The 23704-nt window shown below is 42.8% G+C and carries 27 protein-coding genes (1 of these 27 running past the window's edge); 21 read left to right on the top strand and 6 right to left on the bottom strand.

Going from position 1 to position 23704, the window contains the following annotated elements:
• Nucleotides 1–167: 167 nt before the first annotated feature.
• On the top strand, nucleotides 168–533 hold the full coding sequence (locus CTT31_RS16715; protein ID WP_260491610.1) for a hypothetical protein: 366 nt from the start codon (nucleotides 168–170) through the stop codon (nucleotides 531–533).
• 104 nt (nucleotides 534–637) lie between these two features.
• On the opposite strand, the gene CTT31_RS16710 is transcribed toward CTT31_RS16715, so the two are convergent.
• From CTT31_RS16710 to hslR, 3 genes are all read right to left on the bottom strand, one after another.
• Nucleotides 638–2176 (bottom strand): phosphoenolpyruvate carboxykinase, encoded by a 1539-nt coding sequence (locus CTT31_RS16710; protein WP_010378491.1) that lies wholly within the window; start codon nucleotides 2174–2176, stop codon nucleotides 638–640.
• A 263-nt stretch (nucleotides 2177–2439) separates the two neighbouring features.
• Nucleotides 2440–3285: an Hsp33 family molecular chaperone HslO gene (hslO, locus tag CTT31_RS16705; protein WP_039490898.1), complete on the bottom strand. Its 846-nt coding sequence runs from the start codon at nucleotides 3283–3285 to the stop codon at nucleotides 2440–2442.
• A gap of 11 nt (nucleotides 3286–3296) precedes the next feature.
• A complete protein-coding gene (gene hslR / locus CTT31_RS16700; RefSeq protein WP_010378496.1) occupies nucleotides 3297–3707 on the bottom strand; it encodes a ribosome-associated heat shock protein Hsp15 in 411 nt (136 codons plus the stop codon).
• A gap of 276 nt (nucleotides 3708–3983) precedes the next feature.
• On the opposite strand from hslR, the gene gspC reads away from it, so the two are divergent.
• From gspC to CTT31_RS16635, 13 genes are all read left to right on the top strand, one after another.
• The gene (gspC, locus tag CTT31_RS16695; RefSeq protein WP_039490900.1) at nucleotides 3984–4868 is read left to right on the top strand and encodes a type II secretion system protein GspC; all 885 of its coding nucleotides are present in this window, start codon (nucleotides 3984–3986) and stop codon (nucleotides 4866–4868) included.
• Between the two features lie 27 nt (nucleotides 4869–4895).
• The gene (gene gspD, locus CTT31_RS16690) at nucleotides 4896–6962 is read left to right on the top strand and encodes a type II secretion system secretin GspD (protein WP_039490902.1); all 2067 of its coding nucleotides are present in this window, start codon (nucleotides 4896–4898) and stop codon (nucleotides 6960–6962) included.
• A 91-nt stretch (nucleotides 6963–7053) separates the two neighbouring features.
• A complete protein-coding gene (gene gspE, locus CTT31_RS16685; RefSeq protein ID WP_188249529.1) occupies nucleotides 7054–8541 on the top strand; it encodes a type II secretion system ATPase GspE in 1488 nt (495 codons plus the stop codon).
• Complete coding sequence (gene gspF / locus CTT31_RS16680) at nucleotides 8541–9767, top strand: type II secretion system inner membrane protein GspF (RefSeq protein WP_010378505.1); 1227 nt, start codon at nucleotides 8541–8543, stop codon at nucleotides 9765–9767. Before gspE ends, gspF begins: the two co-directional genes overlap by 1 nt.
• A 64-nt stretch (nucleotides 9768–9831) precedes the next feature.
• Nucleotides 9832–10257, top strand: a complete 426-nt coding sequence (gspG, locus tag CTT31_RS16675; RefSeq protein ID WP_026001105.1) for a type II secretion system major pseudopilin GspG — start codon at nucleotides 9832–9834, stop codon at nucleotides 10255–10257.
• Nucleotides 10258–10260: 3 nt separating this feature from the next.
• A complete protein-coding gene (locus CTT31_RS16670; RefSeq protein WP_039490907.1) occupies nucleotides 10261–10854 on the top strand; it encodes a prepilin-type N-terminal cleavage/methylation domain-containing protein in 594 nt (197 codons plus the stop codon).
• Nucleotides 10851–11228, top strand: coding sequence for a type II secretion system minor pseudopilin GspI (gene gspI, locus CTT31_RS16665; RefSeq protein WP_039490909.1), 378 nt, complete (start codon nucleotides 10851–10853; stop codon nucleotides 11226–11228). The genes CTT31_RS16670 and gspI overlap by 4 nt, the downstream gene beginning before the upstream one ends.
• Nucleotides 11228–11866 carry a type II secretion system minor pseudopilin GspJ gene (gene gspJ, locus CTT31_RS16660; protein WP_010378515.1) on the top strand — a complete coding sequence of 213 codons (639 nt, stop codon included), beginning with the start codon at nucleotides 11228–11230 and terminating at the stop codon, nucleotides 11864–11866. The genes gspI and gspJ overlap by 1 nt, the downstream gene beginning before the upstream one ends.
• On the top strand, nucleotides 11863–12864 hold the full coding sequence (gspK, locus tag CTT31_RS16655; RefSeq protein ID WP_260491609.1) for a type II secretion system minor pseudopilin GspK: 1002 nt from the start codon (nucleotides 11863–11865) through the stop codon (nucleotides 12862–12864). The genes gspJ and gspK overlap by 4 nt, the downstream gene beginning before the upstream one ends.
• Entirely contained in the window at nucleotides 12861–14066 is a 1206-nt protein-coding gene (gene gspL / locus CTT31_RS16650) for a type II secretion system protein GspL (RefSeq protein ID WP_260491608.1), read from the top strand. Before gspK ends, gspL begins: the two co-directional genes overlap by 4 nt.
• The gene (gene gspM / locus CTT31_RS16645) at nucleotides 14063–14536 is read left to right on the top strand and encodes a type II secretion system protein M (RefSeq protein ID WP_260491607.1); all 474 of its coding nucleotides are present in this window, start codon (nucleotides 14063–14065) and stop codon (nucleotides 14534–14536) included. The genes gspL and gspM overlap by 4 nt, the downstream gene beginning before the upstream one ends.
• A gap of 2 nt (nucleotides 14537–14538) precedes the next feature.
• Nucleotides 14539–15297, top strand: a complete 759-nt coding sequence (locus tag CTT31_RS16640) for a type II secretion system protein N (RefSeq protein WP_260491606.1) — start codon at nucleotides 14539–14541, stop codon at nucleotides 15295–15297.
• A gap of 106 nt (nucleotides 15298–15403) precedes the next feature.
• Entirely contained in the window at nucleotides 15404–15973 is a 570-nt protein-coding gene (locus CTT31_RS16635) for a YecA family protein (protein ID WP_260491605.1), read from the top strand.
• Nucleotides 15974–15984: 11 nt separating this feature from the next.
• Here CTT31_RS16635 and CTT31_RS16630 read toward each other — a convergent pair whose 3' ends face one another.
• Both CTT31_RS16630 and CTT31_RS16625 read right to left on the bottom strand, forming a co-directional pair.
• Nucleotides 15985–16188, bottom strand: a complete 204-nt coding sequence (locus tag CTT31_RS16630) for a hypothetical protein (RefSeq protein ID WP_010604378.1) — start codon at nucleotides 16186–16188, stop codon at nucleotides 15985–15987.
• Nucleotides 16188–16547, bottom strand: coding sequence for a hypothetical protein (locus CTT31_RS16625; protein ID WP_223193819.1), 360 nt, complete (start codon nucleotides 16545–16547; stop codon nucleotides 16188–16190). Before CTT31_RS16625 ends, CTT31_RS16630 begins: the two co-directional genes overlap by 1 nt.
• Before the next feature lie 249 nt (nucleotides 16548–16796).
• On the opposite strand from CTT31_RS16625, the gene ccoG reads away from it, so the two are divergent.
• Genes ccoG through CTT31_RS16600 form a run of 5 tightly spaced genes read left to right on the top strand, consistent with a single transcriptional unit; the run spans nucleotide 16797 to nucleotide 21068 of the window.
• The gene (ccoG, locus tag CTT31_RS16620; protein WP_039490925.1) at nucleotides 16797–18254 is read left to right on the top strand and encodes a cytochrome c oxidase accessory protein CcoG; all 1458 of its coding nucleotides are present in this window, start codon (nucleotides 16797–16799) and stop codon (nucleotides 18252–18254) included.
• Nucleotides 18255–18298: 44 nt separating this feature from the next.
• A complete protein-coding gene (locus CTT31_RS16615) occupies nucleotides 18299–19273 on the top strand; it encodes a serine/threonine protein kinase (protein WP_130163413.1) in 975 nt (324 codons plus the stop codon).
• A 16-nt stretch (nucleotides 19274–19289) separates the two neighbouring features.
• On the top strand, nucleotides 19290–19913 hold the full coding sequence (locus tag CTT31_RS16610) for a thiol:disulfide interchange protein DsbA/DsbL (protein ID WP_260491604.1): 624 nt from the start codon (nucleotides 19290–19292) through the stop codon (nucleotides 19911–19913).
• An 18-nt stretch (nucleotides 19914–19931) separates the two neighbouring features.
• A complete protein-coding gene (locus CTT31_RS16605; protein WP_010604382.1) occupies nucleotides 19932–20561 on the top strand; it encodes a thiol:disulfide interchange protein DsbA/DsbL in 630 nt (209 codons plus the stop codon).
• A gap of 48 nt (nucleotides 20562–20609) precedes the next feature.
• A complete protein-coding gene (locus tag CTT31_RS16600) occupies nucleotides 20610–21068 on the top strand; it encodes a 2-thiouracil desulfurase family protein (protein WP_069023300.1) in 459 nt (152 codons plus the stop codon).
• Nucleotides 21069–21078: 10 nt separating this feature from the next.
• Here the strand turns inward: CTT31_RS16600 and trmA are convergent, their stop codons facing one another.
• Nucleotides 21079–22173 carry a tRNA (uridine(54)-C5)-methyltransferase TrmA gene (trmA, locus tag CTT31_RS16595; RefSeq protein ID WP_130125779.1) on the bottom strand — a complete coding sequence of 365 codons (1095 nt, stop codon included), beginning with the start codon at nucleotides 22171–22173 and terminating at the stop codon, nucleotides 21079–21081.
• 164 nt (nucleotides 22174–22337) lie between these two features.
• On the opposite strand from trmA, the gene CTT31_RS16590 reads away from it, so the two are divergent.
• Both CTT31_RS16590 and murI read left to right on the top strand, forming a co-directional pair.
• A complete protein-coding gene (locus CTT31_RS16590) occupies nucleotides 22338–23465 on the top strand; it encodes a DUF5610 domain-containing protein (RefSeq protein WP_069023297.1) in 1128 nt (375 codons plus the stop codon).
• A gap of 63 nt (nucleotides 23466–23528) precedes the next feature.
• On the top strand, nucleotides 23529–23704 hold the beginning of the coding sequence (gene murI, locus CTT31_RS16585; RefSeq protein WP_260491603.1) for a glutamate racemase. It continues 601 nt past the right edge of the window; the window shows 176 of its 777 coding nt (coding positions 1–176); its start codon is at nucleotides 23529–23531; the stop codon falls past the right edge of the window.

The following is a 23704-nucleotide window of genomic DNA, read 5'->3' as shown; positions in this document are numbered from 1 at the left end:
CCTTTTTCCTTAATATTTACTAAGCTGAATTCAGTTCCTATTGTGAACTAGTGAAGAGTAAGTTCGAATTCCCAAGCAACGTTTTATTGTTTTCAATGTGCTGATTTAATGTTTTATTTATGTAAGTCTTTTGGGTGATAGTTAACTTAATATAAAAGGAAAATTGTATGAATAAGCTATTACCCGCAGTTGCTTTACTTGTGGCAACTTTAACTATGAGCAATCAAGCACATGCCAATGAAAAAAATGTGACAGTTGGTGAGTTTGGCGAAATTAGTGCTAATGGAGATATTGGCACTGCATCTATGTCTATTCCAGAGTTTAAGCAGTACTTTCGGTATATTATAGATACGGACGAAGTCGCTAATATCACTTCACAATGTCGTATCTTGACTTACATATACCATGATATTGATTTTAATTATATATACCCTGTTGAGTATCGAATTGAGGCATACTCAAAGACTAAGCTTTATAAAACCTATAAAGGCCAAAGAGGACGCTTTGCTTCTGAGCAACGGCTATGTAATTGATTAAAAAGCCTTAGCGTAATACAATAAACCCACTTGAAGTGGGTTTTTAGATCAAAAAAACGCCCAAACAAGGGGCGCTTTTGATAAAGGAATCTTTCTTAGGTTTAGCCGCGAGGACCTGCTGCTTTGATTGCTTCAGAAACATCGTATTTAGCGAAGTTTTCTTTGAAGTCAGCCGCAAGTTTAGCTGCATATTCCGCATACTTAGCCTGATCTTGCCATGTATTTACCGGATTAAGTAGCTTGCTATCAACACCTTCCACTGCCACTGGTACATCTAAATTTAGTGCCTCAATGTGCTGTGTCTCAACGCCCTCTAATGTATCGTTTACGATTGCATCAATCACGGCGCGAGTTGTTGGAATGTCAAAACGCTTACCAATACCATAAGGACCACCAGTCCAACCTGTGTTTACTAGGTAAACTTTAGCGCCAAACTCACGCACGCGTTTCATTAGTAGCTCAGCGTACACGCCTGCTGGACGCGGGAAGAAAGGAGCACCAAAACAAGTTGAGAAAGTTGATTCGATATCAGAGGTTGAACCAATCTCTGTTGAGCCTACTTTCGCCGTGTAACCACTAAGGAAGTGATAAGCCGCAGCTTCTTCGCTTAGGATTGAAACTGGAGGTAATACGCCGCTCACGTCACAAGTTAAGAATACAACTGCACGAGGCTCGCCCGCGCGGTTTTCAACTTTACGCTTTTCAACATGCTCAAGAGGGTAAGCTGCACGCGTATTTTGCGTTAAGCTTGAATCGGTATAGTCAGGAGTACGCGTTTCATCTAGCACGACGTTTTCTAAAATAGTACCAAAACGGATTGCATCCCAAATAACTGGCTCGTTCTTTTGTGACAGGTCGATACATTTCGCATAACAACCGCCTTCAATGTTGAATACGCTACCTGGCGCCCAACCGTGCTCATCATCACCGATAAGAAAACGCTTAGGATCCGCAGAAAGCGTAGTTTTACCTGTTCCTGATAGACCAAAGAATAACGTTGTGTCGCCAGCTTCACCTACGTTTGCACTACAGTGCATAGGTAGCACGCCTTTTGCTGGTAGTAAGAAGTTTTGTACAGAGAACATCGACTTCTTCATTTCACCGGCGTAATGCATACCTGCGATTAGCACTTTGCGCTGTGCAAAGTTGATGATAACGGTACCATCGCTGTTTGTGCCATCACGCTCAGGATCACAAACAAAAGAAGGTACGTTCATCACCTGCCATTCAGGTAAATCAGTTTTGTTATAAGAGTTAGGTTCGATAAACATGTTTTTAGCGAAAATGTGGTGCCAAGCAGTTTCAGTCGTTACAACGACTGGTAAATAGTGCTCTGGATCCGCACCGACTTCTAAGTGAGAGACGAAGTGGTCATTTTCAAGAACGTGCGCTTCTACGCGAGCCCATAAAGCATCAAACTTAGCACCTTCGAATGGGCGGTTTACGTTACCCCATTGGATGTCATTTTCTGTGCTTGATTCTTTTACGATGAAACGGTCGTTTGGTGAACGTCCAGTACGACGACCAGTTTTTGCAACAAAAGCTCCATTTGCGGCTAAAGTGCCCTCGCCACGACGGATAGCGTGTTCGACAAGTTCAGCTGCGGTTAAATCGACAAAACGAGTAGCGCTTGAAGTCATGTTTATACCTAAAAAGTGAGAGTTGAACGGGATAGCTCTGGGGTACTCTTGCCCTTAGCTAAATTTATAGTAACAGATGAAATTGAGATATTCGAGCCTTTAGAGTGCTTAAAATTACATAAAAACGTCAAAAAACTTGAATAATTTCAATGATACCGGTGTCATAACTTTTGTATGTTTTATGACACCGGTATCACCCAATAGACATTAAAAAACCGCCAAAAATGGCGGTTTCATTTTGCAATTAAGGGCTAAAGCGCAACTTAATTAAATAACGATTTAATATCTTGCTCGTTAAAAACGTAGTTTTTCAAGCAGTAATGACAGCTAATATTGACTTCGCCGTGTTTTTGCAAGTCTTCCATTAAGGCTTCTAGTCCGACATTGGCCAGCGCATTCTCGGTTTTTTCACGGCTACATCCACATACAAACGAGATAGCTTGTGGTTCAAAAAGTTGAGGATTGTCTTCGTGATACAGTCTTGTTAGTACGGTATTGGCGTCTAAATCTAGTAGCTCTCTATCTTTAATCGTGTCGCTTAGTGCTTCAAGATGTTGGAAATCGGCAACAGACTTTTCTTTATTGACAGGCAGTACTTGTAAAAACAGACCTGCCGCTTTCACTTTATCGCCAACTAGGCTTGTTGCGAACCATAAACGGGTTTTCAATTGCTCTGATTGCTCGAAGTACTCTTCTAAACATTCGGCAAGTGATGCTTTAGAAAGAGGAACTATGCCTTGATAGCGTTCGCCTTTTGTCGGCGTAATGGTGATAACCATATACCCTTTGCCCATGAGCTCAGGTACAGATGATCCTGAAACCTCAGATTGCAGCCTTGCCACGCCGCGCATCTGTTGTTTGTGATTACCATTGATCACCGCATATTTTACTGGACCATCACCTTGAAGCTGAACCGCAATGTCACCTTCAAATTTTAACGTAGCGGTAAGCAAACTCGTCGCAACCAATAACTCGCCTAATAGCTGTTGCACAGGCTCTGGGTAGTTGTGACCGCTAATGATGTCAGTAAAAGTTTGTTCTATTTGTACAAGCTCACCACGTACATCTAACTTGTCGAAAATATAACGATGAAGTAAATCAGTCTGCATCAATGAAAATCCTAGTTTGATTTCAATTTAAGTAATTCACGGCGTTGTTTCTTGTCCGGCTTAGTGGCAGGACGAGGCGCAAACAAACTATTGTTTTGGCGCGCCAACGCGTTTTGCGTTCGTTTTTCAATACTTGCTTCAGACTCTTCATAAAGAGTTTGAGCAATTGGAGCCGCTTGTCGCTTTTCCATGATTTTGAGTATGGTTACTTCTTTCTCTTCATATCCTTGGGCTAATTTCACTACCGCGCCGACTTCAACCGTTTTACTTGGTTTACAGCGTTGACCGTTGTAATGTACTTTGCCACCTTGGACCATATCGCGAGCAAGCGCTCGTGTTTTGTAAAAGCGAGCTGCCCATAACCACTTATCAATACGAACTTTCTGTTCAGATTGGTTGTTTTCCTGTTGGAGTTTTGTCACAATTCGTTAACTATTTGCTAGTGTGAAATTTAACCTAACAAATTTAGCATATTTCGTTATGCAAACAAAGTAGATGACAGGCACTAAACTTGTGAGTTAATCGCACTTTACCTAAAAAATGAACTAATATGTGTGTCTATGTTCCAAGGTTAAGTTTAGATTCAGTTAATTGGCCTACGGTGTACCTATTTAATTAAAAGTTTAACAAATGCACGCTTGTTGAAAAAATTTCGAGGCGGTACACTGGGGCGTTCAAGAGAATAAGAAAAGTATTATATGGAATTACAGTTACAACAGCTTCAGAAGTTTTGGCTTGGTTTGCCTCATGCAAAATTGAGTCGTATCATTGTTGTCCTGTCGGTTGTTTACGTTGCGTTTCTATTTTCGCAATTATTTTGGTTGTTATGGCCTGTGCCACAAACTCAACCCTTGCTCCCTGCATCACAACTGTATAGTCAATCAAGTAGCGGTATCACAAGCCAAGGAATTGTCGCTCAAAATTTGTTTGGTGAAGCAAATGCTAAGCCTGATACCAAACCACAGCCCGTGGTTTCTGATGCACCGGAAACAACGCTTAACGTTAGGCTAACTGGCATCGTGGCTGTTAGCCAAGATGATGGTGCAGGCCTTGCTATTATTGAATCTCAGGGGCGGCAAGAGACCTATTCTGTTGACGCGCCAATCACAGGCACTCGCGCAAAGCTTGCTCGGGTATTACCTGATCGTGTGATTTTAGATGTTAGTGGGCGTTTTGAAACGCTGATGTTAGATGGCATAGAGTTTAGTCGCACTGTGGCGATGCCAACTAAGCCAAAGAAAATCGTCAACAGCACAACTTCACCTACCCCACCTCGAAATGAATTAGCTAATCGTCGCCAGGAATTGCTCAGCGATCCAGGTAAATTATTTGATTATATTAAGATTGCTCCGGAACAGCGTAACGGCGAAGTTATTGGCTATCGCCTCTCACCTGGAAAGGATCCTGAATTGTTCGAACAGGTGGGGCTTAAAGCGAATGATTTAGCGATCGCAATTAATGGGTTTCAGCTCACGGATATGAAACAGGCTATGTCAGCTATAAATGAACTTAGAACGAGCACAGATGCAAACATCACGATCGAGCGAGATGGTCAGGTGATGGATGTGCAGTTTAGCCTGTAAAGTTACTAATTTTGGAGTTTTAGAATAATGGGTAAAAAGCTACACCTCACAAAAACCAAAAAAGGGTTAGCTAAGTATGCAACGCTCTTGATTGCTGCTGGTATTTCACTTTCTGTTTCTGCGGTTGAATATGCCGCGAACTTCAAAGGTACCGATATTAATGAATTCATTAACATCGTTAGTGATAAGCTGAATAAAACTATCATCATAGACCCTAACGTGCGCGGAAATATCAATGTTCGCAGTTATGAGCTGATGGATGAAAAACTTTATTATCAGTTCTTTTTAAACGTGCTTGAAGTATATGGTTATTCAGTTATTGAAATGGATAGCGGTGTGCTTAAGGTAGTTCGTAGTTCTGATGGTAAAAAGTCGAACGTGCCTTTGGTATCTGGTGAAGAGCTAGGGAATGGTGACGTAATGGTAACACGCGTTGTTCGCGTGAAGAACGTTAGTGTGCAAGAGCTTGGTCCACTTATTCGTCAATTCAGTGACCAAAAAGATGGTGGTCACGTAACCAATCTAAATTCAGCAAACGTGATGATGCTAACCGGACATGCGTCCTCGGTTAATCGCCTTGTTGATATTATCAAAACGGTTGACCAAGCGGGCGATAAGCGTGTTGATATCGTTAAGCTGAAGCATGCCACTGCTGAAGATGTTGTTAAAGTCGTTGAAAAGATTTTCCAAGACTCAGGGAAAGGCGGTGTACCAGACTTCCTTATCCCGAAAATTGTGTCAGATACCCGTACCAACAGCGTCATTGTTAGTGGCGAATCACAGGCCCGTAGCCGCGCGGCTGAACTCATCAAGCGTTTAGATGATGAACTACAATCTCAAGGCAATACTCAGGTTTTCTATCTGAATTACGCAAAAGCGGAAGATTTGGTTAAGGTTCTTCAAGGCGTGAGTAAATCAATTGAAGAAGAGCAAGCCGCAGGTCAGCAAGCAAGAACTCGCAGTAGTAGCAAAAATGAAACCAGTATTGAGGCGCATGAAGACTCAAACTCGCTGGTGATTACCGCACAGCCAGATACAATGCGCTCATTAACTCAGGTGATTAAAAAGTTAGATATTCGTCGAGCTCAAGTACTGGTTGAAGCGATCGTTGTTGAGGTTTCTGAAGCTGATGGTATTAACCTTGGCTTACAATGGATCTCTGAAAAAGGCGGTATGCTGCAGTTTAATGATGGCAACACTGTTCCGATCGGTTCACTAGCTGTTGCTGCTGAACAAGCACGTGATAGAGAGATTAAAGGAACTATCGTTGGAACAGACGATAATGATGTATCTAATACCACCACTACCGAGCGCGGAGATTATAGCGGTTTGGCAGGCCTACTGAAAAATATAAATGGTCTGGCGGCTGGTATTGTGAAGAATGATTGGGGGGCAATCATTCAAGCGGTAACTACGGATACCAACTCAAATATTCTAGCTACACCGTCTGTTACTACTATGGATAACGAAGAAGCCTCCATGATCGTCGGTGAAGAAGTACCGATCGTGACTGGTTCTACTGCAAACGACAATAACTCAAACCCATTCCAAACGGTGGACCGCCAAGAAGTGGGTATTAAATTAAAAGTAACCCCTCAGATTAACGATGGCACAGCGGTTCAACTGACGATAGAACAAGAAGTATCAAGCGTGAAAGGTGCGACGTCGGTGGATATTCGAGTGGCTAAACGTGCTATCAATACCACGGTTATCGCTGATGATGGCGGCATGGTTATCTTAGGTGGTCTGATTGACGAAACCGTTCAAGAAAGTGTTTCTAAAGTACCACTATTAGGTGATATTCCAGTGTTAGGTCACCTATTTAGATCAACAGGGACTAAGAAGGAAAAGCGTAACTTACTCGTCTTTATCCGTCCGACTATTGTACGTGATAGCCGCAGTATGAACGAGATTAGCCATTCAAAATATAACTTTATCCGTGGTGAGCAGCATAAACAAAGAGAAGATGGTATCGAGTTAATGCCATTTGAAGATACGCCAATCCTTCCTAAGTGGGACGACAAGCTTACTTTGCCACCGACGTATGAAGAGTTCTTGAAAGAACAAAACAGAAAAGAGCGTGAAAATGATTGATGAAAAAGTCACGCCAGATTTAGGAGCTGAAGCTGAAGAGATGGCAGCGCAGCTACAAAGCGCTGAGCCAATACTAGGCGAAGTGGCTGACATGCCTGTCGTACCAACGATTTCATTGCGTTTACCATTTTCGTTTGCACGTCGAAAAGGGGTGTTACTCAGCCCAGATGGCGATCAGGCTAAGCTCTTTCACAAAGGCACACTTGACCTTGAAACGCTGATGGAAGTACGCCGCGTTGCAGGCAAAACATTACATCTTGAAGCGCTAGATGAAGACCGCTTTGAACATATGCTTGAAGCGTCTTATCAAAGAGACAGCTCTGAAACACAACAGATGATGGAAGACATCGGCAACGAGATGGACTTGTTCTCGCTTGCTGAAGAATTGCCACAAACAGAAGATCTGCTTGCTGCGGATGATGATGCGCCTATTATCAAGCTCATTAACGCCATGTTGAGTGAAGCGATAAAAGAAGGTGCGTCGGATATTCATATCGAAACCTTTGAGCAAGAACTGGTTATTCGCTTTAGGGTTGATGGCGTACTGAAAGAAGTATTGAAGCCAAATCGTAAGTTGTCTTCATTATTAGTGTCTCGTATCAAAGTAATGGCTAAGCTCGACATCGCAGAAAAACGAGTGCCGCAAGATGGCCGTATTAGTCTGCGGATTGCAGGGCGAGCCGTGGATGTGCGTGTATCAACGATGCCATCAAGCTTTGGTGAGCGCGTGGTGCTGCGTCTACTAGACAAAAATAATGCGCGATTAGATCTTGAAGATTTGGGCATGACCCAAGCAAACCGCGACGCGTTTGCAGAGATAATTGCTAAACCGCACGGTATTATACTGGTTACCGGTCCAACGGGTTCAGGTAAGAGTACGACCTTGTACGCCGGCATGACACAAATCAATTCTAGGGATCGTAATATTTTAACGGTTGAAGATCCGATTGAATATGAGATCCCAGGCATTGGCCAAACACAAGTAAATCCAAAAGTGGATATGACATTCGCTCGAGGTTTACGTGCGATCCTACGTCAAGATCCCGATGTAGTGATGGTCGGTGAGATCCGAGATTTAGAAACCGCGCAAATTGGTGTTCAAGCATCTTTGACCGGCCACTTGGTATTATCCACACTACACACGAATACGGCCGCCGGTGCTATCACGCGTATGGAAGATATGGGGGTTGAGCCGTTTCTTTTGAGTTCATCACTGCTAGGCGTGTTGTCACAGCGACTGGTAAGAACGCTTTGCCCTAACTGTAAAGAAGCGCATTTGGCGGATGAACGAGAATGTGAACTACTGGGTGTGGCTAAAGACAGTGGCACGCAAATCTTCCGTGCTGTCGGCTGTGAAGAGTGTAATTTCAATGGTTACAAAGGCCGTACAGGTATTCATGAGCTTCTCATCGTTGATGAGCCTATCCGTGAACTTATTCATAACGGTAAAGGTGAGCAAGCGGTAGAGAAGTATATTCGTAAGCGTACGCCAAGCATCCGACAAGATGGCTGTTCGCGAGTACTTGCTGGTCAAACAACCTTAGAAGAAGTAATGCGTGTAACGCGTGAGGAAGGCTAATGGCTGCGTTTGAATACCGCGCCTTAGATGGTAAAGGCAAAGAGAAGAAAGGAATTTTAGAAGCAGACACGGCAAAGCAAGTTAGGCAGATGCTGAGAGAAAAAGCCATGATGCCACTTGAAGTTTTGCCTGCTGCTGAGAAAGATAAAAACCAAAGTAGTGGTGGTTTTACGCTTTTTAAAGGCTACCGTCCCTCGGTATCAGACCTTGCCTTGATCACGCGCCAGTTGGCGACCTTGATCCAATCTTCTTTACCTGTTGAAGCTGCGGTGATGGCTGTGGCTGAGCAATGTGAAAAGCCAAGATTAAAGCGTATGCTGATGGCGGTAAGATCAAAAGTCGTTGAAGGTTATACGCTTGCAGATGGTATGTCGGAGTTTCCTCACGTATTTGATCACTTGTACCGTTCAATGGTTGCCGCTGGAGAAAAGTCAGGGCACTTAGATGAAGTACTAAATCGCTTGGCCGATTACACTGAACAGCGCCAACATATGCGTAGTCAAATTACACAAGCGATGGTGTATCCCATTATTTTGGTTATCTTTGCTATCGCGATTGTTTCCATTCTATTGGGAACGGTAGTACCAAAGATCTTGAAGACCTTTGAGAAGTCTAAGCAAGCACTGCCTTGGACAACCGAGTGGGTTATGGCTGCCAGTAATTTTGTACAAAACTACTGGATGATCACGTTGGCAGTGGTTGTCATTGGCACCTACGCGATTAAAAAAGCATTACAAAAACCTAAGATCCGTTTTTGGTATGATAGCAAGCTGCTGAGTTTACCGGGTCTTGGAAAGGTAACTCGTAGCGTGAATACTGCACGATTTGCGCGTACCTTAAGTATTCTCTCATCGAGTTCTGTTCCGCTACTTGAGGGCATGAAAATCTCAGGTCAAGTACTTGAGAACGAAAAAATCAAAGCCTCTGTTGCAGAAGCCGCGACTCGGGTGAGTGAAGGTGCAAGCCTTAGAGCGTCGTTGCAACAGACTAAAATGTTCCCACCTATGATGCTGCACATGATTGCCAGCGGTGAAAAGTCGGGTGAATTAGAACAGATGCTTGAACGTGCAGCGAATAACCAAGAAAGAGAATTTGAAAGTATGGTAAATGTCTCGCTGAAGTTGCTAGAACCTGCGATGATAGCGACGATGGCAATTATTGTACTGTTTATAGTTATGGCGATTCTTCAGCCAATTATGGCGATGAACAAAGCCGTAGGATTGTAGTCAAAAAGGAAAGGCCATCGCATGTTTTTGCATGGTCATCAATAACAGCATTGAGGTAAACATTGTGAAAAAACAATCAGGTTTCTCACTACTAGAAGTGATGGTGGTACTTGTTATCATCGGTATGATCTTATCTATCGTTGCGCCTAACGTGATGGGTCAACAAGAAGAAGCAGCAAAAGAAAAGGCACGTCTAGATATTCGTCAGATTGAAGACGCAATGAAGATGTACAAGCTAAAAAACAAACGCTATCCAACCACAGAGCAAGGCTTGGAAGCTTTGGTAACGCAAACCAATATTGACCCGGTACCAAAACGTTTCCCTGAAGGTGGCTTTATTTCTAAGCTTCCAGAAGATCCATGGGGTAATCCTTACCAATTAGTAAGCCCTGGCGAAATGAGCCAAATCGATATCTTTTCAATGGGTCCGGATGGCGAAGTTGGCACTGATGATGATATCGGTAACTGGGATACGGAAGACGAACGTTAATCTATGTTAGCACCTCTGCATAAACCGGCATTAGCTAAGGTAAAGGGCTTCAGTTTACTTGAAGTCCTTATTGTCTTGGTGATCATTGCTTTTTCAGTAAACCTCATTACTTATACCGTCAGTGATAGTGATGAAGAAGAGCTCGAAACCATGGCTATGCGTGTGCAGGGGACGATTAATCTTGCGTCAGAATTTGCAGTACTAAATCAAGTTGAACTTGGTTTTCACTTAGATAAAGGTGTGATTGAGTTTTTGGTTTTTGACGGTGAGAAGTGGCGAACTTTCGAAGCCGACGATATCTACAAACCTATTGAGCTGCCTGAGCAGTACAAAGTGGAATTGATCTTAGAAGATCTGCCGTGGTCTCAAGATAACTTACTTGAGCAAGCAAATTGGCGAGAGTTGATGAGTGGCGGCGACGACGACAATTTACTTGAACTTAAAAAGCTCAAGATCCCGCAAGTACTTATTTTATCTTCCGGTGAAGTCAGCGCATTTAGATTAAGTGTGGAAAATAAAGAACTGCAAGAGCCAATATATTTTGTCGAAGGCGAATTTATGGCGCCGGTAGGGCTGAAGCGGGAACCTGAAGAATGAACGCTAGAAAAAGCGTAGGCTTTACCTTACTTGAAGTCATGGTTGCGCTAAGTATTTGTGCTGTCGCTGGTATTGCTGCAATGCAAGCAACAAGCGAACATATAAATCATATCAGCTCGCTTGAAGAGCAGACCTATGCGTCGTGGGTGGCAGAAAATCGTTTGGTATTTTTGCGCGCGCAAGGCGATGACTGGCATGGGAAGAATGGTAACAAAGGCGAAGAGGAAATGGCCGGGGTCACTTGGTATTGGCAACAGCATATCCAACAAACCGCAGATCCTAGCTTTGTAAAGCTCACCGTACACGTTTTCCGCGAACCTGAACTCAAAAACTCAGTGTATGACATCACCACTTTTATGTACCGGAGTAAGTAGTGACAGTGCATACACCTCAGCGTGGTTTCACGCTAATAGAAGTATTGTTGGCACTGGCTATTTTAGCGGTGGTGGTGACGGCGACTCATCAAATTTTAGATTCAACGTTGAAGGCCCAAGCGGCTTCAGCGGAAAAAATTGCCGAAATTGAAGGTCTACAAACGACTTTCCGCTTGATGGATCAGGATTTTAATCAGATCACTAAGCGAGAAGTCAGAAATGAAGCAGGGGATTTTAGCCCAACTTATATTATCCATGGCCGTTATGAGCTTGAAAGCCAATATGATGGTATCGCTTTTGTTCGTGATGGTTGGACTAACCCTATTAGTTTATTGCCACGTTCTGAACTACAGGCTGTGGGCTATCGAGTTATCGATGACAAGCTGGAGCGTATTTATCGAGTATATGTTGACCAGCTTGATGGAACAGAGCCCCGAGCGCAGGTCATCTTGGAAGATGTAGAAGAGTTAAAGTTTGAATTTTTGGACGACAAACTAAAATGGCAAGCTGATTGGAAATCGAAATCGTTACCTAAAGCGGTCAAAGTGACGTTGCAAAGAAAAGACTCGGATCCAATAAGCCGTTTATTTTTGACGCCAGGCAGTGGTGTCGCTGATGATAAGGGGCAACAGCCATGAAGCAGCAAGGTGCGGCGCTTGTTATCGTACTTTTCATCGTTGCGTTGGCAGCGACAATTGCCGCTGAAATGGCGAGTAGTTTAATGGTGCAGGTACAAAAGGCCTCGAATATTCAAACTCAGCAACAAGCCAAGTGGTATAGCTATGGCGCTGAGGAATTAGTCAAAAGAGCGTTGATACAAGCGAAAAAAGATGATCCTGATAGCGTTAATCTAGACCAGCCTTGGGCTCGTGAAGAAGTGCCTTACCCTGTCGATCATGGTACGTTGAGCGGTAAAGTGACAGACTTACAGGCATGCCTAAACCTGAATGCCTTGAGAGCAAAGTCACAAACAAATGGAAATGACCAAGGTGGTCGGCAGATTGGTGGAAAGAATACAAACCCAGCCCATGCTGCGCTATTGGAACTTTTGAAGAATATCGAGGATTTGCCGAGTAACGAAAGCGAGGAAGCTCTTGCTGATAGTGTCTACGATTGGCTTGATGAAGATAGCATTACTTACCGCTCAGGGGCAGAAGAAGACGAGTATATGTCTAATCAGATGTCTTATTTAACGGCTAATAATTTGATGGCGTCTGTCAGTGAGCTACGCGTGATTAAGGGCTTTAACCCGCTGGTGATGGAAAAGATTAAGCCTTATGTTTGCGTGATCCCCGGAAGTGAGGAACTCGCGGTAAACGTCAATACGATATTGCCAGAACAAGCGCTTCTACTCAGTGCGCTTATACCTGGTTTATCGAAGTCAGGTGCTGAAGCTATTATTTCAGCAAGACCAAAAAAAGGTTTTACCGATATTAATGAATTTTACACGGAAGTCGCGAATCAAGGGGTCAAAGACCCTAACAAGACTTCCAAAACTTTTACGATTAACAGCAATTATTTTCAGTTGCGAGCAACAGCTGTGTTTGATGAGCGACGCTTTTCTCTCACATCAATTATAGAAACAAAAGATGGTAAAGCGTACGTGCTTGCTCGTAAATTTGGAGGCGTAGAGTGACAGAACAATTATTGGTCCGTGTGGATCAGTCACACCAGGCGACAATACACTGGTTAGTGTGGTCAACAGAACAACAACAAATTATTGCCAGTGGTGAACTAGAAGGGAGTGAACAGCTTAGTAGCCTTGCCGAAAAAGCGCAAACGAGACCGGTTGTTTTGTTACTACCAGCGACTGCGGTGCAATTACGCACGCTAGAATTACCAGCAAAATGGAATCGGAAACTAGAGCAAGCCTTACCGTTTATGCTTGAGGAACATGTCGCGACCGACATCGATGCGCTATTTATCGCAATTGGTAAGCCGGGCATGAAAGCCGACACACATACTATCGATGTTGCGATTTGTGATAGCAGTTGGCTACAAAGCTGGTTTAGTGCCTTCGATGATGCAGGGATCAGTGTAAATAAAGCGCTACCGGATGCTTTATGTTTGCCGCTTCATGAAGAGATGACTAGTGCCGTGCAGTTAGGCCAGCAATGGCTATTCAAACACAATGCTTGGCAAGTTGGCACTGCTGAGCTTAGCTGGGTTAACGAGTATCTCGCCATTGCGGGTGTTAAGCAGCTGGCGCATTTTAGCCCGGCAAGCGATTTCTCGGAAACGATAACGCTTACTGCGCAACAACAAGATTACGATTTACCTTTAGCCATCTTCGCGAAATCGTTATCAAATATTGATTTTAATTTGCGTCAAGGTCGATTCGCTGCGAAGAAAAAGCAGCCGCAATGGTGGCGTGACTGGCGCAGTGGCCTAATAGCGGCGAGCGTGGCAGTAGTGAGCTTTATCGCAATTAAAGGCACTCAGCTGTATGTGATAAGTCATCAAGCTAATCAGCTAGAAACCCAAGCAGTCGCTATGTATCAACAGGCATTTCCAAATAAAGTAGTGCGTCCGCACTTATTGAAAAAACAGATCCAAAATGAGCTTGATGCGTTATCTGGTACGGAACAAGGTGGTTTGCTCGAATTAACTAATCACTTTGTGGCCATTTATGAAGAGGTTGATGCTTTCGCTCCTGAGACGCTGCGTTACGACAAACGTAGGAATGAGCTTAGAATTCGAGCACGCGCAAAAGAGTTTCAGGTATTTGGTCAGGTCAAAGCAATTTTAGAGCAACGCGGTGTAAGTGTTGAACAGGGCGCCCTGAACAATGATGGTGACTTTGTGGTGGGTGAAATTCGCATTCGAGGTGCAGCATGAAGCAGCAAGTAGTGAACTATTGGCGTGGTTTAAAAGAGCAAGAACAAAAACTGTTGATTGTTGCTGGCGTTATTTTTGTCGTTTTTGTTCTAGTAATGGGTATATTCAAACCTTTGAATCAGGCTGTCAGCGATGCCGAAGCTAAGCTAAAACGTAACCACGAACTCGTAAATTGGGTTGGTCAAAGCGTGAGTAAGCTGAAATCTAGCAGTCCCGCACAGGTGATCAGCGGCGGTAATATCAGCCAGATAGTCAATAATACCCGTGGCCGTTTTCAAATTGATATCAGCAAAATGCAACCTAGTGGCGAAAGCTTGCGTTTAACCATCGATAATGTGGAATTTAATAAACTTGTTGCTTGGATAGATGAACTGACAAATAAGCATGGAGTAAAAGTAGAAAACCTAGACCTTACACAAGGGAATTTACCTGGCTTTGTGCGTGTTAGTCGCTTGGTTTTAGAGAAATAATTATGAAAAAAACACTATCTCTACTCATTATATTTTTACTCGCATTTATTATTTTTAGTGCTTTTACTATGCCAGCAGCGGTGTTGCTGCAAGTTTTTAAAGGCCAATTGCCAGCTAATTTGCAGCTAGGCGCAGTAAACGGTTCTGTTTGGCATGGTCAAGTGAGCGGTGTGAGATTCAATAACATTCAATTGAATCAGGTTAAGTGGGAGCTTGAACCGTCGTCATTACTACTCGGTGAGTTGGCAGGCAATGTACAGTTTGGTAATGCGAGAGATAAAAATGAGATCTCAGGAAAAGCTAATTTCTCATCGAATTTAGTAAGTAAATCCATGACGGTAAATAATGCCTCACTTCGTTTCAGTGTTGAACAGGCTATGGACCAAGTAACTCTGCCATTGCCGGTTGATGCCAAAGGGCGCGTTATTGTTAATGTGAAGGAGTACCAAAGTGGTGCACCGTACTGCGAAGGACTAAATGGTGAGATAAGTAGTCCAAATATTGATGTTAAAGGCATGAATGGTTGGTTTAGTATCGGTGATCTTAGTGGCCTGCTCGATTGTAAATCAGGAGATATTGCCGTGGTTGTTGACCCTGAAAACCGCTTGGGCTTACAGGCTGATGCGACACTTGCTGCCAACTTCCAGTTTCGCGTATCTGGTAATATCAAGCCGGATGCGAGTCTACCAAAAGAAGTACACGATGCGGTTAAGTTTTTGGGTAGACCGGATGGCGAAGGTCGCTACCCAGTAAATTTATAATATACTTCTGTCATATCAGACTTTAGTTAATCTAATCTCAGGTTAGTTATTAATATAAAAGCATTTTTGTAGGCGCTGATACGGCGCCTAAGTTCAAGGCAACACTATGCACGACTTCTCTTTTACTGCAGCTGATCAGCTGAATTTAGAAAACTACTTTTCTGCGCGCAAACTTTCTATTGATATTGCTTTTTTACAAGGATATTTATTTGCTACCTGTATAGACCCAAACGGTATCGAGGTAGATAAGTGGCTTAAGACTTTAACCAACGCAGATCCCGAACTAGATGAGAGTATTGCATTTGCATTGATGGCTTTACATCATGAAATTTCTGAGCAGGTATACGAAACTGAATTTCAATTGCCTTGGAATGGTGAAACACCACTTGAGCAAAAAATTAATTGGGCCGAAGGGTTTTTAATGGCGGCGACGCCCTTTTATGAGCAATTGATGTCCAGTCCGCTCGCCGAGGATATTAAACAAGCTTTGCAAGTGAGCACAGAACAACTGGGGCTTTTTGCACTTGGTGAGCAACAGTTAACGATTTACTGTGACAAAGTAGGACAGTCACTGACCGAGTTTCAACTAACTCAAGCGCAATTGGCTGACGAGTTTGCTGCTTCTTATGCTGAGTTAGTCGAAGTTGCCGCAGTGAATAGCGGACTATTTGATTAATCAAAAATGCTTTACGCGAGATCTAACTCGATAAATGTGCAACCCTGTTGGCATTGTGCCACAGCTCTATTTGATGTCGATTGGCTTAAACTGAGCGCAATGGGTTGCTGACAGCTGGGGCAATTGACAACACGTCCCTGACTAAGCTTTTTGATGAGTGCTTTTTGATCATTAAAGGATTTTGCCGACTTTTTATTTAATTGACTAAAGTCCATTATAATCCCTTCGCTTCATGAATGGCTTGCTCTGCAATTTCACAGATTTTGACGAGATCGGGGCCGTAAAAATACAAGTTATAGTCGTTTTCTTTACAATACTTGAGGTGGAAAAGCCTTACTTTTTCATCTGTTGCAAGGGCTTCGTCAATATAGCGCTTTTCGTCATCTGTCATGGTAATTGTTTTTACGACATTGGCTCTGGCGATCCTTGCGGCCGTACTGCGTTGTACTTTGCTGGACTCGCTTAGCACTTCAACGCCTTGACCGAGTAATCTATCTCTTGGCTCTTTAATCAATGGATGATCCACAGTAAACAGAGCAACGACTATAATGGCTAATACTAAGAATTTTTTCATAATCTGACGCTGATTTGATCTAGCTAACAAAAATCTTGTTCCTAGTGTAATAAACTTGTCTGTCAGGTCGCAACAAGTCTCTCATCATTTATGGTGGGTTTTAGCTCAACTTACTATTAATCATAGAGTTTCAAAGCGTATAATAGTAAGCGCTAAACTATGTCATGGGGCACATTGCAATAGTTTAGCCTGTATTTTTTAAGGTCACTGTAGCAAGTGCATCTCGTTCCAAAGCACTAAGGAGCTTCCATGGAGAACGAAAGAATCAAGGTTAAAAACATACCGTCTGAAGTAAAAATTCAAAAGCCAATAGGTGGCACTGAAGGGAAATCGCTCAATAGCTCTACGCCCGATCGTTTTAATCCTCGTAATCGCATATATGTCCGGGCGGTGTCTGGCCTACATCAACTGCTAAGAAGGCGTATCGGCTTTATTGGTATGTTGGCATTTATGGCTTTACCTTGGTTAAATTTTCACGGCCATCAAGCGGTGTTGTTCGATATTTTTGAGCAGAAGTTTAATATTTTTGGTATGACACTATGGCCACAAGATCTGACTATCTTTGCTTTTATTCTGATGATAGCGGCATTTGCTCTGTTCTTGGTGACCACCTTCTATGGCCGGGTATGGTGCGGCTACACCTGCCCGCAAACCGTTTGGACGTTTATCTTTATTTGGTTTGAAGAAAAGTTTGAAGGAACGGCAAACCAACGGAAAAAGCTAGATCAGAGGGCGATGGATTTTGACAAGTTTTGGCGAAAAACGGCAAAACACGGTAGCTGGATACTCTTTTCACTGTATACCGCAATCACTTTTGTTGGTTACTTTACCCCAATCCGCTCGTTGATCCCTGATTTACTTACTTTCTCTGCAGGCTTTTATTCCGTCATTAGCATTATCGTGTTTACCATTTGTACTTATGGTAATGCCGGTTGGATGAGGGAAATCATGTGTTTACACATCTGTCCTTACTCTCGTTTCCAATCAGCCATGTTTGATAAGGACACATTTACCGTCGCCTATGATAGCGAACGAGGTGAAAGTCGAGGTCCTCGAGGACGCAAACAAGATCCAAAAGCGCTAGGGCTAGGAGATTGTATTGATTGCAACCTGTGCGTTCAGGTTTGTCCTACCGGTATCGACATTCGTAATGGCTTGCAATATGAATGCATCAACTGTGGTGCGTGTATTGATGCCTGCGATGGTGTTATGGATAAGATGAACTACCCGCGTGGATTGATTGCTTACACTACAGAGCGCAATTTAGAATCATCCAGCGAAAAGACCAAACCAGTACGTGGTAAATTAATCGGTTATTTAATGATTCTGGTCGTTATCACTGGTGCATTAGTTGCGAACATTGCGATGCGTAAGCCGATGGATCTTGATATTATTCGGGATAGAAATCAGCTTTATCGTGTCAATATTGAGGGATTGGTAGAAAATACCTATACCTTGAAGGTGATAAACAAAGCGCAAGTTGAGCAGAAATTTTCTATTGCAATAACAGGTCTAAGTAATTATCAGGTGATCGGTAAGCAAGAGGTGCACTTAGCAGCAGGCACGACATTAGATGTGCCACTCTCTGTTGTGATTGATCCATATGATTTGAAAAAGCCAGTCACTGAATTTGAGTTTGTGCTTATTAACCAAGACGATCCTGAAGAACGGCTGGCGCAGCCGACCAATTTCTTCAAAGGAAGATAACAAGGTAAAAGCGAGGTATAAAACCTCGCTTTTTTATAAACATTATGAACGATTTTAGTTTTAACGCGTTGACACCGGATCTTATTTTAGATGCGATTGAGGCACTTGAGATATATCCGACAACGGGATTATTGGCCTTAAACAGCTATGAAAACCGTGTTTATCAATTTGGTGCTGAGGACGGCAAACGTTATGTGGTGAAGTTTTACCGCCCAGCGCGTTGGACGGATGAACAAATTCTTGAAGAGCATGAATTCGCACTGGCAGCGAAAGAAGCTGAAGTGCCTGTTGTCGCGCCTTTACTTATTACTGGGCGTAGTCTGCATTTTTATGAAGGTTATCGCTATACGTTGTTTCCAAGCGTTGGTGGACGCCAGTTCGAGCTCGATAATCTAGACCACTTAGAAATTTTAGGTCGCTACCTAGGTCGCTTGCATTGTCTGTCGGCTGAGCGAGCATTCGAGCATAGACCACAGCTCAATACCCAGCGTTTTTTAATTGATGCGCAACAAACACTGCTAAAAAGCCAGTTAGTGCCTAGTCATCTACATACTCCATTTGTTACTATTCTTGAGCAAGTTATTAACAAAGCAACCTCAAAGTATCAAGTTGCCAAAACACTTCGGCTTCATGGGGATTGCCATGCTGGAAATTTATTGTGGTCTAGAGATCAATTGATGTTGGTGGATCTTGACGATTGTCAGCAAGGCCCTGCAATACAAGACTTGTGGATGATGTTAAATGGCGACCGCAACGAGCAATTGGTACAGTTAGACACCCTGCTTATGGGTTACGAAGAATTTATGCCGTTTGATTCAAAAGAGCTTGCGTTAATTGAGCCGCTACGTGCCATGAGAATGGTGAATTATATGGCTTGGTTGGCACAGCGTTGGCAGGATCCTGCATTCGAACGGAACTTTTCTTGGTTTGCGACAGACAAATACTGGGAACAACAGATCCTAGCGTTAAAAGAGCAATTTGCTGCATTAGATGAACCAAGTTTGAGCCTATTTCCTTAAAATTAGAGAGAGTAACATGCTAAAAAAATTAAAAATCGCACTTATTGCATTACTTTTGCCCATTGCTGCGATGGCTTCAGACTTTACCGAAGGTGAACACTACACAACCTTAACAACCGAACAGAGTAACTCAGAGAAAGTTACTGAGTTTTTCTCTTTTTACTGTCCTCACTGTTTCCGCTTTGAGCCAATTGCAAAAGCGATTGAAAAGAACTTACCTGAGGGGGCGTACTTTGAAAAAAGCCATGTGAACTTCCTGCGAGGCGTTCCTACAGAAACGCAGAGCAACCTAAGCTATGCCTATATTATTGCGGATCAAGCAGGCAAAGCGGATGTGATTGCCGAGAAGATTTTTAATACTATTCATGTTGAAAGAAACAAACTGTTAGACATTAAAGATTTGAAAACGCTAATGGAGTTAAATGGGATTTCTGCTGAAAAGTTTGATCAGGCTGTAACGAGCATGCCAGTAGTGAGTGCGGAAAATAACATGCTCAAAGCACAAGAAAAGTTTTCTGAAGCGGGTGCGCTTACAGGCGTTCCAACTTTTATCGTAAACGACAAATACAGAATCGAAATGAAAGGTATCAAGAGTCAAGAGCAGCTTGATGAATTGATCGCATATCTATTAAAAAAATAAGGACTGGAGAAAGTTAGTATGTTGAAAGTATTAAAAGGCTTAGCGGTTGCACTAATGCTTCCTCTTCTTGCTCAGGCTGCGCCATTTGAAGAAGGTGTACATTATGAAGTTATTGCTGAGCGTGGCACGAAAAAGCCTGAGGTAATGGAGTATTTTTCTTTTTATTGTCCAGCCTGTAACGCAATGGAAAATTTAATCGTTGACGTTAAACCAAAGTTGGACGAGGGCGTTAAGTTTAAAAAAAGCCATATAGATTTTGTCGGTCCAAGAGAGCCTGAGATCCAACAGGTGTTAGCACAAGCACTTGCAACTGCTGAAGTGCTGCCACAAAAAGATAAGATAGTTGCAGCCATGTTTAATCATATCCATGGCAAGCGTGCAAAAATCAATGAACTTGCTGATGTAAAAGATATCTTTATTGCGCAAGGTGTTGAAGAAGAGAAGTTTGATAAACTTTATGCCAGTTTCTCTGTTCGTACTAAAGCTTCAAAAATGCAACGTATGCAGAAGACTCTTTCTGATAAAGGCGCGCTAACAGGGGTACCAATGTTCGTGGTGAACGGTAAATACAAGCTATTACTTCGTGAATCTGGTACGACTAAGCCTGAGCAAATTGCTGCTTTGGTGAATTATTTAGCAAAGAAATAAAATCTAATTTGTATTAGACTAGCCCTGCAATTATTGCGGGGCTTTTTTATGTTTAAAATTTTAGTTTCTAGCTGTTTATTAGGTTATCCGGTGAGGTATGACGCCTCTTCACAAAGCCTTCAAGACAATACATTACAGTATTGGCGGCAAAAAAATTGGGTCTTACCGCTATGCCCCGAAGTATCTGGTGGTTTACCAACACCTCGCCCATCGGCTGAAATAGCAGATGGTAAAGTTTTGAGTAAACAAGGGGATGATTTTACCACCGCGTTTGAACTCGGTGCTAAAAAAGCGCTAGCGGCTTGCCTTCAGCACGATATAAAGTTTGCGTTGTTAAAAGAGTCCAGTCCGTCTTGCGGCAGCAATCTGATTTACGATGGTAGTCATACCGGTAAAAAAATAGTAGGGCAGGGGCTGACGGCGTCTTTATTACAGCAATCCGGTATTCAGGTTTTTAGCGAAACTCAGCTGCCAGCACTTATCACAGCGATGGCAGCCAGTCGTTAATCGTTAGAGATCACTTTCTCACTAAGTAAACGCCAGATTCAATATGATGGGTATAAGGGAACTGATCGAAAATCGCCATACGTGCGATTTTATGTGTTTCACATAACAAGGCTAAGTCACGCTCTAACGTGTCTGGATTACATGAGATATAAATAATGTTGTCGTAGTTGCTGACTAAGCGACAGGTTAATTCATCCATGCCAGCACGAGGCGGGTCGACAAGGATCGTTTGGCAATCATAGGACTGTAAATCAATACCATCTAATCGAGAAAACTTCTGCCCTTTCATGGCTTGTGTAAACTCTTCACTCGACATGCGAATAATATCTAAGTTATCGACTTTATTTGCTGCAATATTAAATTGTGCAGACTTTACTGATGATTTAGAGATCTCAGTAGCCAGCACTTTATTGAATGAGCCTGCCAATGCGATTGAAAAGTTACCGTTACCACAATAAAGCTCTAATAGGTCGTTGCTTAGCGGTTCACTAATGGACTGCGCCCAAGCTAGCATTTTCTGATTCACTTCCGCATTCGGTTGCGTAAAGCTGTTCTCAACCTGCTGATAAATATATTCTTTACCGTTAACGCTTAGTTTTTCAGTTACATAGTCGTTGCCAAACACAACCTTTTGTTTTCTAGCACGACCGATAAAATCAACTTTATAGGTTTGTTGCAATTCGGCTCTTAATGTCTGCATGGCAGTTTGCCACGCTTCATCTAACTGCTTGTGATAAAGTAAGCTGATCAGTATTTCACCGCTCAGCGTCGTGAGATAGTCGATCTGAAACAGTTTACGACGCAATATCTCGTTGCCTTTCAGCTGATGTATCATCACCTGCATCATTTCATTGACAAGCGGCGCACCAGGATCAAAGCTATCAACACGGATCTTTTCTTTTGTTTGCTGGTCAAACATGATGTGAAACAGATCTTCACCCTCATGCCATACTCTAAATTCACAGCGCTGGCGGTAATGGCGAGTTGCAGATTCATACACTTCAAGTGCAGGTGCATCAAACTGTGCAAATTGTGTTGTGATACGCTCAGCTTTATCTGCTAACTGTTGCTCGTATGCTGAATCATCAATTTTTATTACTGCCATGCTAAAACCATCTATGTTGAATTAAGAGGCGCTATTTTAGGGAGCGTTGCTAATTTGTCCAGTCTAGCATCACTGATGCGTCTGGTTTGCTGTTTTTTTAATCATTATACTTTAGCTTTGCGCAAATATGCCGATAATCTAACTAATATATCGGAGGGCATACCATGAAAATCGGGCAATTAAATCAGTTGCTCAATCCAGCGATGCAGCATAAGCCTGGAAAGAGCAAAGGGATAGGACCAAATATCCAAATTAATTCAGACAGCTATGCGGGGAATAAATCTAAGCTAGCAGCTAAAATTCTTGATGATAAGCTTGCAGAAGCGTTGGGGATTGAGAAGCCGACACAAGATAAAAAAGACAAGCCACTATTTGATTTTGAATCTATTGTCAAAAATGTACTCGATTTTGTTCAGGGTGCAGTGAAGAAAGCCAAAGTCGACGGCAAAAATGATGACGAATTGAAATCTATGCTAGATGGGGCACGTAAGGGCGTGCTACAGGGTATTGATGAAGCCAGCGAAGAGTTAAAAGGCATGGGCGCTTTCAATTCCGACATCGAAGATGGTATTGAAAAATCACGAGAAGGGATTTTTAAAGGTTTAGATGATTTTGAAAAAGAATTGTTTGAAGAAAAGTCGCCAAAGGCATTAGCGATCAGTGCCGCACAGTTTGCAAGCCTCTCTAATCAGGCTGAATATGCATTTACTACAGCTGAAGGGGATGAAGTCGTTATTTCATTCTCCGATGCGTATGCTCAGGGGGCCGCTGCGAGTGTCGCGCAAAAAGGTAATGATTATGGCATGGCATATGGCACTAAGTCCTCTCACGAAGTCAGTTTCTCAATTAAGGTTAATGGTGAGTTGAACGAAGAGGAGCAGCAAGCAATTAACGATATGATGGAAGATATCCGTAATGTCAGTGACTCGTTTTTCGGTGGTGAATACGATGAAGCTTTCGATTTGGCAAAGTCGCTTAGTTTAAATTCCGATCAGATCACTAATTTCACGATGGATCTAAGACAAAGTAAAACGTCAGCTGCGATTGCTCAATATCAGCAAGGCAATCCAATGAAAGAGTTAGAGAAGGCATTTATGCCACTCAATAAGCAGTTAGCAGATGTGCAAGAGCAAGCTAAGGGACTCAATGCCGATAATGAGTTGCCAAACCTGCTTGCTTGGATGAATGAAGGTCAGTCGAGACTAAATGAGTTTTTGGATTATGCTAGTAGCTTTTTTAGTAAACTGAATGAACTAAATAAAGAGCAAGTAGAGCAAAAACAAACAAGCTAAGCCAGTTTCTTTTCGCGAGGACTCATGGCAAACTTCATACTTCATTGATTTGAGGTATGAAGTTTGTCGCATATTTTGGTTTTCGATTCGGGGATCGGTGGCACCAGTGTGCTGTCGCACTTAAAGGCATGTTTGCAGGGGGTTTCATTTAGTTATGTTATGGACAATGCTTTTCTCCCATATGGCCTTCAGCCTCAAGAGCTAATCAAATCACGTATCAAGGGGCTGATTTGTTGGCA

Origin of the sequence: Pseudoalteromonas maricaloris (genome assembly GCF_024746855.1) — a bacterium.
In the GTDB taxonomy this organism is placed as follows: domain Bacteria; phylum Pseudomonadota; class Gammaproteobacteria; order Enterobacterales; family Alteromonadaceae; genus Pseudoalteromonas; species Pseudoalteromonas maricaloris.
Note: the sequence above shows the minus strand (reverse complement) of the source record. Positions and strands in the feature narration are given on the sequence as shown.